The organism is Vibrio sp. N418 (assembly GCF_000222565.1).
Lineage (GTDB): Bacteria > Pseudomonadota > Gammaproteobacteria > Enterobacterales > Vibrionaceae > Vibrio > Vibrio scophthalmi.
On the sequence record NZ_AFWD01000069.1, the window covers coordinates 223,437 to 235,160 of the forward strand.

Sequence of the window (11,724 nt, forward strand, 5' to 3'; positions counted from 1 at the left end):
AGTAAATACAAGAATAATGCCAAAGAAAATAACCCTTAATATCAGTTATTTAACTTGAACAACTAGTTTGACCGAGCAAGATCTTGCCCTAACAAGCAAGATCTTGCTCAGCAGGGTAAGAACTTGCTTGCTGATCTTCGCCCACAACATGAGATGACACTCGTCGATCACAACGATTGATTAGCCTATAGATGCATCCGCCCGTGAGGAGATTCCAAATCTAATAGCGGCCCTTGCGGCACAATTTGAGTGGGATTAATACTGGTATGGCTAAAATAATAATGGCGCTTGATGTGGTAAAAGTCTGTCGTCTGCGCGATCCCCTCTACCTGATAGAGCTCTTTAAAGTAGCCATTTAGATTCGGATAGTCTTGGATGCGCTGCTTATTGCATTTGAAATGACCAACATAGACCGCATCGAAACGAATCAATGTGGTGAACAAACGCCAATCCGCTTCGGTTATTTGGTTACCCGCAAGGTAACGATGCGTTTCAAGATGACGATCTACTCGATCAAGCGCCTCAAACAACTGCTGATACGCTTCTTCATAAGCCTCTTGGGTAGTCGCAAAGCCACACCGATACACGCCATTATTAATCGCCGGATAAATATAGTCATTCCACTCATCAATTACGCTACGTAGATGCTGCGGATAGTAATCATCCACATTACCAGTAAGGCGATCAAACTCGCGGTTAAACATGCGGATGATCTCTGATGATTCATTACTCACAATCGTTTGGGTTTTCTTATCCCATAAGACGGGCACCGTCACTCTGCCCGTGTAATCGGCCTTCGCTTGGGTGTAAATTTGATGCAGCCGGGTGTGACCAAATAAGGGTTCAGGTAAGCCCATTTGCCAGCCTTCACTGAGCATATCAGGGCAGACAACCGTCGCATCGATGTGTGGCTCTAGCCCTTTCAGCGTTCGTAAGATAAGCGTGCGGTGAGCCCAAGGGCAAGCAAGGGAGACATAAAGATGGTAGCGACCGGATTCTGGTTGAAACTTGGCTTTTGGGTTGTCCTGCACCCAATCACGAAACCCCGCGTCTTCACGGACAAACTTGCCGCCATTATTTTTGGTGTCATACCAGGTATCGTGCCAAACGCCGTTAACCAATTGTCCCATTTTATTCGCTCCTTAATCGTATTCACTATTAATCAGTATAATCAGTGAATCACGATAGATAAGCGGAATAAATTGCCGAAGATGTTCAGCTTTTTCAAATGAAGCTAGGGTAAATAAGTCACTGGATTCTCAGATAAAAAACGCCCACTTAAAGTGGGCGACTATTATACCTTCCGTATTCAGAACTGACGTTACGCTGGAGAGTTCATATAACCATCTAATACTGCGACAGTATTATGGCCAAGGTCATCCACCGCATAACCACCTTCAAATACAAACAAGGTTGGCAATTGCAACTGGCCTAATTGACGACCAATTTCAGCATAGTTATCGCGGTTTAGTTTGAAGTAACTGATTGGATCGTGCTCGTAGGTATCCATACCCAAAGAGATCACCAAGGCATCCGCGCCAAACTGTTGGATTTTTTCCAACGCAGTTTGTAATGCAGGGCCATACAAAGTCCAGTCGGTTTTACCTTGTGGTAATGGAAGATTGAGGTTAAAGCCTTCACCTGCCCCTTCTCCCACTTCATCAGCAAAGCCAATATAGTGCGGGTAATCGTAATCTGGATCGCCATGAATCGACACAAACAACACATCGTCACGTTCGTAGAAGATGCTTTGTGTGCCATTACCATGATGGTAATCAACGTCCAAAATCGCGACTTTCTCTTTGCCTTGACGGCGCAGTGACTCAGCAGCAATCGCAGCATTGTTGATGTAGCAGTAACCGCCCATTAAATCAGGCGCTGCATGGTGACCCGGTGGGCGACACAGTGCGAATACCGATTGCTCACCTTGCATGATCAAATCAGCAGCGGTTAAAGCACAATCTGTCGCAGACTGAATCGCTTCCCAACTGGTTTTGGTGATCGCAGCCGTCATGTCGAAACTGTAGTAGCCCAACTTACCTTCGATATCTTTTGGGATACGATGGCGCAAATGGCGTGGACTAATAAAACAATACGGCGAAGCATCGTGTTCGCTACCAAAGCGGGCTTCCCACTCAGACCAAGCCGATTGCAGGAACTCAACATAATCAGCGGTATGAACCCACTGCATTGGTTCGGTGCCATAACTGTTAGGCGCAATCACACTAAAACCACCATGCTGATCAATCGCGTTTAGCACCATGTCAGCACGTTCAGGTTTTTCAAAGCACGCGGTTGGTTCACCGGAAAGAAACTCATACTTCACTCGGTGTAAACGCTGCTTCTCGCTGTAAATAACTTTCACTACTTTTTAAGCTCCATCCAGTAACGCTCATAAGATCCTACTGCGTCACCGACACTACCAAGAAATTGGCCTTTTTGTTTAACGTCTGCTGGCGGGAAAATGATTTCGCTATCGCGAATTTCTGTCGGCAAATGTGCCAGCGCCTGTAAATTTGGCACAGCATAACCGATCTCTTTTACCACCGTCGCCTGATTTTCTGGCTCAAGTAAGAAGTTAATGAAAGCGTAAGCCGCTTCTTTATTCTGTGCTTTTTCTGGAATCACGATGTTGTCCATCCAGAAAATCGCCCCTTCGCGTGGGTAAACAAAGCGAATCGCAGGATTTTCTTGCTGGGCGCGGTAAGCCGTACCGTTCCACTGCATACCAACATTCACTTCACCGGTGATCAGTGGCACGTGTGGTGCATCAGAGTTAAACACCATAACGTTAGGTTTTAAGCTGGTTAAGCGCTCATACGCTTGTTGCAATTCATCGGCATCTTGGGAGTTCACGCTATGACCGCCTAAGATCAATGCCATGCCCATTACATCACGCACATCATCCGTAAGCAGCAGTTGGCCTGCGTACTCACTGTTCCACAAATCAGCCCAGCCAGTCAGTTGACTACCGTCGATCACTTCAGAATTATAACCGATGGCAGTACTGCCCCACATGTAAGGCAAAGAGTAGTTGTTCTGTGGATCAAAGCTTTGATTCATGATGCTTGAATCTAGCTGTGCGAAAGTGTCGATTTTCGATTTATCAATACGATGCAATAGTCCATCGTTCGCCAGTTTGGATACATAGTAGGTCGATGGCACTACGATGTCGTAACCTTCACCATCGATAAGCTTAAGCTTAGCGTACATGGTTTCATTACTTTCAAACGTCGCGTAATTAACTTTAATACCGGTTTCTTTTGTGAAATCTTCAATGATCGATTGAGGAAGATACTCAGACCAGTTGTAGATATTAAGAGTGGTAGCGGACCAAACAGGAGAAGAAGAAAGAAGGCCGACTAGGGCCGAAGCAACAAGAGTATTTTTCATTTACGTTAACATGCTATCAATGTGTCATAACGCGATATTGCGCGCCGCGGATTAAATAGCAGTCTAAGAGTGAGATCAAGCGCACGCCATGCAGTTTATTGATATAGTTCACAATTATAATAAAACCACAATTTAATAGTGGCTTTTAGTGCCAATTTAACGTTTGCATTCTCATCAGATAAAAAAAGCGCGACCTACAAAGAAGCCGCGCCTATGCCTGTCACAGGCGAAATCATCACAATGATTTAATGCAAACCACCTAGACGCTGACGTTCAAACAAGCCACAGCGTGAACATCTGAACCTTGTAATTGTGGCTTTTTCTGCGCACAAATCTCGGTAGCTTGTGGACAACGGGTACGGAACACACAACCAGATGGAGGATTGATTGGCGATGGCAAATCGCCTTCCAACATTTGTATTGTTTTCTCGCGTTCCAATTTAGGGTCTGGAATTGGTACGGCCGACATTAAAGCGCGCGTGTAAGGATGCTTAGGATCAGCAAATAGCGCGTCCGATTCACCCAACTCCACTTCGTTACCTAAATACATCACCAATACGCGATCAGAGATGTGCTTCACTACGGATAAGTCATGAGCAATAAAGACCAGCGACAAACCAAGCTCTTTTTGCAACTCTTTCAGTAGGTTAACGACCTGAGCTTGAATTGAAACGTCCAGTGCAGATACCGGTTCATCACAAATGATCATTTTTGGTTTTAAGATCAGTGCTCGAGCAATACCAATACGCTGACATTGACCACCAGAAAATTCATGCGGATAGCGGTTAATCACGTTCGGTAGCAGGCCAACCTTAGTCATCATCTCTTTTACGCTATCTTTGACTTGTTGCTTTGAAAGCTCTGGGTAGAAGGTTTCTAGTGGCTCTGCAATGATGTCGCCAACGGTCATGCGCGGGTTGAGTGACGCCAGCGGATCTTGGAAGATCATCTGGATTTCTTTGCGCGTTTCACGGCGTTGCACACTGCGCATTTTAGTCAAATCTTGACCTAGCCACACCACTTCGCCTTCCGTCGCTTCAACCAAGCCGATAATGGCGCGAGCAAAGGTGGATTTACCACAGCCGGACTCACCCACAACGCCTAAGGTTTCCCCCTCATACAAGCGAACATTGACGCCATCCACCGCTTTCAAGCTGGCAGGTTTAGCCCATGGCCATGCCGATTTAGAGGCAATGCTGAAGTGAACTTTAAGATCTCTAACGTCCAGTAGTAATTTTTTATCTGTGCTCATCGGTTCCAAGCCTCCCAATCAGAAAAACACGCGCGCTGACGATCATCGCCAAATGGCAACAAGATAGGCGCTTCTTTAGAGCAACGCTCGGTAACACGGTGGCAACGCTCTTGATACGGGCAGCCAGTTGGCAAACGTAGCAAGTTTGGCGGGTTACCCGGGATGGTTGGAAGTATTTCACCTTCTGTATCTAAACGCGGGATCGCTCTTAACAGACCTTCCGCATACGGGTGGCTTGGGTTGTAGAAAATATCGTCCACCGAGCCATATTCCATGGTACGGCCAGCATACATTACCAGTACTTTGTCACATGAACCGGCAACCACACCCAAGTCGTGCGTGATCATGATAATCGCCGTGTTGAACTCTTGTTTCAGCTCATTAAGCAAATCCATGATTTGCGCTTGAACCGTTACATCCAGTGCGGTGGTTGGTTCATCGGCAATCAGCAATTTAGGGCGACACAGCAGTGCCATTGCTATCATCACACGTTGGCGCATACCGCCTGAAAACTCGTGCGGGTACATGGTGATACGTTTACGCGCTTCAGGGATTTTTACCGCTTCCAGCATGCGTACTGATTCTTCAAACGCTTCTGCTTTCCCCATACCTTTATGCAGCATCAGCACTTCCATCAGCTGGTCACTGACTTTCATGTATGGGTTAAGTGAGGTCATTGGGTCTTGGAAAATCATGGCAATTTGCTCAGCACGAACTTTGTTTAGCTCTTTTTCTGGCAAATTAAGAATTTCACGACCTTCAAACTTAGCACTACCGGAAATAATGCCGTTTTTCGCTAGCAGCCCCATAATGGCAAACACCGTTTGTGATTTACCAGAGCCGGACTCACCCACAATACCAAGGGTCTCACCTTGATTGAGTGAAAAATTCAAATCGTTAACTGCGGTTACAATACCATCTTGAGTGGTAAACTCGACGCGCAGATCTTTGACATCTAATAAGCTCATCTTCGCTTCCTTATCATCGTTATTATTGATTATCTGTCTTTAGGATCCAGCGCATCGCGCAGGCCATCACCAACGTAGTTGAAGCAGAATAGAGTCACAACCATGAACGAGGCTGGGAACGCCAGCTGCCAGATTGCAATTTCCATCGTTTGCGAGCCTTCTTGTAGCAGCGCGCCCCAACTTGTCATCGGCTCTTGAACACCAAGACCAAGGAATGAAAGGAAAGATTCCGTCAAAATCATACTTGGGATAAGTAAGGTTGAGTAAACCGCTACAATACCCAAAACGTTCGGCACAATATGACGAGTGATGATCTTCCAGTTACTGACACCACACACATGCGCCGCTTCGATAAACTCTTTACTGCGTAAACTCAGTGTTTGACCACGTACAATACGCGCCATGTCGAGCCACGCAATCGCACCGATCGCAACGAAAATCAGCACGATATTACGACCAAAGAAAGTGACCAAAACAATCACAAGGAACATGAATGGTACGGCGTATAGAATCTCGAGAATACGCATCATGATGCGATCCACTTTACCGCCGATAAAACCAGAAGCGGCGCCGTAAAGCGTACCAATCAATACCGCAACAAAAGCGCCCATCACACCCACCATCAAGGAGATGCGACCACCCACTAACGTACGTACGTATAAATCACGGCCTAAACTGTCGGTACCAAACCAGTGTTCAGCATTCGGTCCAACGTGCATCGCATACCAATCAGTATCATCAAAGGCATACGGTGAGAACATTGGCAAAAAGATCACTGCCAATGTCATCAATACTAAAATAAACAAACTCACCATTGCCGCTTTGTTACGCATAAAGCGGATACGAGCGTCTTGCCATAAACTGCGACCTTCAATTTCTAAGTTCTCTGAGAACTTTTCGATCGCTTCAAGGTTTTCTTTTTTTGTCAACATAACCATACATCCCTGCTAGTAGCGAATTTTCGGGTCGATCATTGCTAGTAAAATATCAACGATGGCGTTGAATAGAATAAAGAGGAAACCAATTAAAATGGTGACACCCATTACTAGCGAATAGTCACGGTTGAAGGCAGCATTCACAAACAGCTTGCCTATACCTGGCAGACCAAAAATGGTTTCTACCACAACCGAACCGGTAATAATGCCGACAAACGCAGGCCCCATGTATGACACAACAGGTAACAATGCAGGTTTCAGAGCGTGTTTCACCACGATATACGGGTAGCTCAAACCTTTCGCACGTGCGGTACGAATAAAGTTACTGTTTAAGGTTTCAATCATTGAACCACGCGTAATACGAGCGAAGGTTGCAACGTAAAGTAAAGACATGGCGATAACAGGCAGAACGAGATATTCGAAACCACCATCTTGCCACCCACCAGCAGGGAATATTTTCCAATGCAGTGAAAATAAATAGATCAGTGCTGGCGCTAATACAAAGGAGGGCAATACCACCCCAAGCATTGCCGTCGACATAATGGCGTAGTCGACGATGCTATTTTGCCGCAGGGCAGCAAAAGTACCGATCGAGACACCAAGAATGACGGTGAAGATAAAGGCAATCACCCCCACTTTCGCCGAGACAGGCAGTGCATCCGCCATCAACTCGTTAACAGAGTAATCAAGGTATTTAAAAGATGGGCCAAAATCACCTTGGATAACGTTGGTTAGGTAGGTGAAATATTGCTCAGCGACCGGCTTATCTAGGCCGTATTTCGCTTCAATGTTAGCCATGACTTCTGGTGGTAAAGGACGTTCGCTTGAAAATGGGTTACCCGGTGCGAAACGCATGAGAAAGAAAGATACTGTGATCAACACCAACATAGTTGGGATCGCTTCAAATATCCTTTTTGCGATGAATTTAAGCATAAACTCACTCTTTCAGTCTGTGACAGTAAAATGTATGAATGTGTACCTGGCGACAGGCGCAGCTATCCTGCTTAGCCTCTCGATAAACCAAGGTACAATTGGCCACTGCATGCGCTTAACGCGTTATGCAGTGGCTCTATTTTTATAGTTCTATCGGGTGAAGAATTACTCGATGATGTACAGATCTTTCGAGTAGATTTTCTCTTCTGGGTTGTTTGCTGGGAAACCACCAACCTTAGGAGAAAGTAGACGTGATTTCACGTACTGGTAGATAGGAGCGATAGGCATGTCTTTCGCCATCAACTTCTCAGCTTCACTATAAAGGGCTTTACGCTCTTCTTCAGATGTTGAGGTGATCGCGCGTTCCATCAAATCATCGTACGCTTTGCTATCGTAGTGAATACCACCGGTCGTGTTACCACTCTTCATAAGAGTTAGGAACGAAGACGCTTCGTTGTAGTCACCACACCAGCCAGCACGAGCAATTTCGAAGTTGCCTGAATCTTTAGTTGATAGGTAAGTTTTCCACTCTTGGTTTTCAAGCGTAACATTAAGGCCCAGTGATTTTTTCCACATAGAACCTAATGCGATCGCCACTTTTTTGTGGTTCTCTGACGTGTTGTAAAGCAGAGTGAATTTCAGAGGGTTATCTTTTCCGTAACCCGCTTCTTCCAATAGACGCTTCGCTTCTGCGTTGCGCTCTTGTTGACTCATCTGACCGTATGCTGGCATTTCAGGTTCAAAACCAGCAGTGATTTCAGGTGTTAGGAAATACGCCGGTTTTTGACCTTGTCCCATGATCGCATTCGCAACGATGTTACGGTCGATAGTGTAAGAAACTGCCTGACGAACGCGAACGTCATCAAACGGGGCTTTCTTAGTGTTAAATAGGTAGTAGTAAGTACAAAGGTTACCCACGACAGAAACAGACTCCGGGTGCTCTTTGCTTAGGCGTTTGAAATGCTCCAACGGCAGTTCGTTAGTAAAATCAATTTCGCCTGACAAGAAACGGTTCATCTCCGTTACTTGGTTTTCAATTGGCAAGAACGTAACTTGGTTCAGTACGGTCTTATCGTTATCCCAGTATTGCTCATTACGCTTAAGAACTAGACGCTCATTCACAACCCATTTATCAACGACAAATGCACCATTACCAACAAAGTTTTCTGGCTTCGTCCATTGATCACCAAACTTTTCAACGGTTGCTTTGTGAACCGGTTTGGTTGTGGTGTGGCCCATCATCATTACGAAGTATGGTACTGCCGAGTCTAATTCAACCACCAAGGTTTGATCATCGAGCGCTTTCACTCCCAAGGTGCTCTTATCGGCTTTACCTGCAATAATATCCTTTGCATTTTTCATCTTGGTGTATTCCATATACCAAGAGTAAGGAGATGCGGTCATAGGATCGACAGAACGCTGAAAACTGTAGACAAAATCGTGCGCGGTTACTGGATCACCATTTGACCACTTCGCATCTTTGCGTAGGTGGAAAGTAAAGGTCTTGTTGTCTGCCGTTTCCCAACTATCGGCAACACCAGGAATAATATTACCGTTTGCATCTTGACCCACTAGGCCTTCAAGCAAATCAGCGATAACGTGAGACTCTGGTACACCTTGAGATTTATGTGGGTCGATCGTTGCAACTTCAGTTCCGTTACCACGAACCAACTCTTGTACTTGCGCAAGTTTAGTGCCCGCAGGAACGTCTGCAGCGATTGAAACAGTAGAAGTGGCCGCTACGGCCAGACCAGCGCCTAGAAGAAGGGCTTGGGTAATTTTATTCTTATACATGTGTAAAAACTCCAAGTTTTTTTATTGCATCCATGACTCCTTTGCAAGTCCACTTGAACGATAGTGGTTTAGTTTTAAATCGCTCGATAAATAAGCATAAATAACTAAAACCTTACAAAGGTTGTGGCACATATTAGCAATCCCCAAAGTAATTTTCCATAAAAATGTATTAAAAAATTGAATAATTCCTCACAATTCGTTAATAACCACAATAAACAACCACATTAAAACAAAAATACGGCATATAACGCCAACTTACATCAAAGTTGCAGCTTGAGGCTCTAAAAGCACCTGTTATGTTGAGATTTTTCGTACAAACCACAACCAAACCTCAATAGGTATTAACATCAGGCTTACAAGGCATTCATCAATCACTGTCATTTATTTAAAGTCATCTAGAGCTGGCTGATAAAAACGAAAAGAAAACCAAAGTATATTAATCCTAGAAACGTATAATTATTTAGATTTAGTCACTAATTAGTCATAAACAAAAAAGCCCCTCATATTGAGGGGCACAATTTTAAATCTCTCATTAACTAGAGCGATCGATTAAGGCTGTTGACGTGTTGGCGCGATAACCACTTCACGTACACACACGCCTTGCGGCTGCGCATAAGCATACTCAACCGCACGAGCAATATCGTCAGCCGCGAGTACACCACCCATCTCTTCTTTCCAGTCACCATAACCGTCTTTGATCTGTTGATTACTCGTGTGTGACAGTAGCTCTGTCTCAACCGCTCCTGGAGCAATAGTGGTAACACGTACATCGAAATTAGCCACTTCTTCACGCACATTTTCAGAGATAGCATGCACTGCAAACTTGGTTCCACAGTAAGCAGCATGATTAGGGAAGGTTTTGCGACCAGCCACAGAGCTAATATTAATAATCGTGCCGCTACGACGTGCTTTCATTGGTGCTAATACCGCTTGCATACCATTCATCAAGCCGATCACGTTCACATCAAACATGCGTTTCCATTCATTAGGATCTTGCACATCTAATTCGCTCAACAGCATCACACCGGCATTATTAACAATACAATCTGCAGGACCAAATTGAGCTTCCGCTTTAGTGATCGCTGCTTCAAATGCTGCTTTATCGAGTACATCGACTTTTTCACATAGAGTATTCGGAAGGTTAAGAGACTCCAAGCGTTCCAAACGACGCGCAATCAACAACAGTGGATGGCCTGCATCGCTCATGCGACGAGCGATTGCTTCACCAATACCAGAACTTGCACCTGTAATAACAACGAGCTTTTTCATGTTGTTCTCCAAAGAGTTAAACCATTTTAATAAGAAGTCAGGGCTTATCCCCTGCTGATGGCGCTATATTACGAAAGCCTTTATCGTTGATATATAGCATTTAAGTTCACTCACTGTTGCTACTGTGCAACAATAAGAGAATAACGCTATTAAACGAAAGACTTGCTGAACTGCCTACCACTGCTATGTGCCCAGTGATAGGCAGCTATTGCTTTGCCATTAAAAGCGTCCGTTACCACTAAATTTAGGCCAATATGATGCTCAATCAAATTAACCTTGCCGATATCCGTTCGTTCGTACTTATTGCGCAGCTTGGCAATTTCACCAAAGCAGCCGATGCCTTGGCGGTATCGCGCTCACATGTTTCACGGCAAATTACCGCGCTAGAAAAACAGATGGGAGTAACACTTCTCACACGTACCACGCGGACTTTACGTTTAACACAAGCCGGTGAACGTTTTTATCGTCAATGTGAAACGGCTCTACATCAAATTGATCAAGCCTTAATTGCCGCGATTGACGACACTGAACAAGTACAAGGTTTGTTGCGCGTTAACTGTGTTGGAGGCTATTTAGGAGAAGAAGTGATCGCGGCAGCCATTGCTGATTTTCTCTCGCTCCATCCTCAGGTAACGATAGATTTAGATTTTTCCAGCCATCGGATTGATCTCATTGATGATCAATTTGATATCGCTTTTCGCATGGGTAATTTGGAAGATGCAGGTTTCGTCGCCAAGCATTTAATGGATATCGACATGGTGACACTCGCAAGCCCTGAATACGTCACCAATTACGGTGAGCTCACCCATCCTAAACAGCTCCAACAACACAGAACGCTCACCGGCTCTGTCACCAAGTGGAGTTTTGTTGACCCTGAGTTCCCCAATAAATCGGTTGAGATTCACGTTAAAGGAAAGTTAACCTGTAAGAATGGGCGCGCCTTAATTAAGGCGGCCAAAATGGGTAACGGTATTATTCGAGTCCCTAAGGTGTACTGTGAGAAAGAAATCAAAAGTGGCGAGTTAATTGAACTCATGCCTGAGTGGAAAATCGCCTCAGTGCCTTTTTCAGCTATTTTCCATAAAGACCGCTACCAACCCAAACGTTTGCGATCATTCCTCGATTTTATGCGCCACCGATTTCAGTAGTTTTAACTTGATACAAATCCATCCGTTGCGCA

10 protein-coding genes are annotated in these 11,724 nt (G+C 44.9%); 1 reads left to right on the plus strand and 9 read right to left on the minus strand.

The window, feature by feature from the left end:
* Positions 1 to 185: 185 nt before the first annotated feature.
* The 9 genes from RH86_RS15595 to RH86_RS15635 form a co-directional block, all read right to left on the minus strand.
* The gene (locus RH86_RS15595) at positions 186 to 1,130 is read right to left on the minus strand and encodes a glutathione S-transferase family protein (protein WP_009387049.1); all 945 of its coding nucleotides are present in this window, start codon (positions 1,128 to 1,130) and stop codon (positions 186 to 188) included.
* 191 nt (positions 1,131 to 1,321) lie between these two features.
* Positions 1,322 to 2,365 (minus strand): histone deacetylase family protein, encoded by a 1,044-nt coding sequence (locus RH86_RS15600; protein ID WP_009387050.1) that lies wholly within the window; start codon positions 2,363 to 2,365, stop codon positions 1,322 to 1,324.
* Positions 2,365 to 3,393, minus strand: coding sequence for a PotD/PotF family extracellular solute-binding protein (locus RH86_RS15605; protein ID WP_009387051.1), 1,029 nt, complete (start codon positions 3,391 to 3,393; stop codon positions 2,365 to 2,367). The genes RH86_RS15600 and RH86_RS15605 overlap by 1 nt, the downstream gene beginning before the upstream one ends.
* 259 nt (positions 3,394 to 3,652) lie before the next feature.
* Complete coding sequence (gene oppF / locus RH86_RS15610; RefSeq protein WP_005596060.1) at positions 3,653 to 4,645, minus strand: murein tripeptide/oligopeptide ABC transporter ATP binding protein OppF; 993 nt, start codon at positions 4,643 to 4,645, stop codon at positions 3,653 to 3,655.
* Positions 4,642 to 5,613 (minus strand): ABC transporter ATP-binding protein, encoded by a 972-nt coding sequence (locus RH86_RS15615; RefSeq protein WP_005596059.1) that lies wholly within the window; start codon positions 5,611 to 5,613, stop codon positions 4,642 to 4,644. Before RH86_RS15615 ends, oppF begins: the two co-directional genes overlap by 4 nt.
* Positions 5,614 to 5,642: 29 nt before the next feature.
* Positions 5,643 to 6,545 carry an oligopeptide ABC transporter permease OppC gene (gene oppC / locus RH86_RS15620; RefSeq protein WP_009387052.1) on the minus strand — a complete coding sequence of 301 codons (903 nt, stop codon included), beginning with the start codon at positions 6,543 to 6,545 and terminating at the stop codon, positions 5,643 to 5,645.
* Between the two features lie 15 nt (positions 6,546 to 6,560).
* Positions 6,561 to 7,481: an oligopeptide ABC transporter permease OppB gene (gene oppB, locus RH86_RS15625; protein WP_005596057.1), complete on the minus strand. Its 921-nt coding sequence runs from the start codon at positions 7,479 to 7,481 to the stop codon at positions 6,561 to 6,563.
* A 165-nt stretch (positions 7,482 to 7,646) separates the two neighbouring features.
* A complete protein-coding gene (locus RH86_RS15630; RefSeq protein WP_009387054.1) occupies positions 7,647 to 9,275 on the minus strand; it encodes an ABC transporter substrate-binding protein in 1,629 nt (542 codons plus the stop codon).
* A gap of 549 nt (positions 9,276 to 9,824) precedes the next feature.
* Positions 9,825 to 10,544: an SDR family oxidoreductase gene (locus RH86_RS15635; protein ID WP_005596055.1), complete on the minus strand. Its 720-nt coding sequence runs from the start codon at positions 10,542 to 10,544 to the stop codon at positions 9,825 to 9,827.
* A 257-nt stretch (positions 10,545 to 10,801) separates the two neighbouring features.
* Here RH86_RS15635 and RH86_RS15640 point away from each other — a divergent pair, with 257 nt between their 5' ends.
* Positions 10,802 to 11,692 carry a LysR family transcriptional regulator gene (locus tag RH86_RS15640; protein WP_009387055.1) on the plus strand — a complete coding sequence of 297 codons (891 nt, stop codon included), beginning with the start codon at positions 10,802 to 10,804 and terminating at the stop codon, positions 11,690 to 11,692.
* The last annotated feature ends 32 nt before the right edge of the window (positions 11,693 to 11,724 follow it).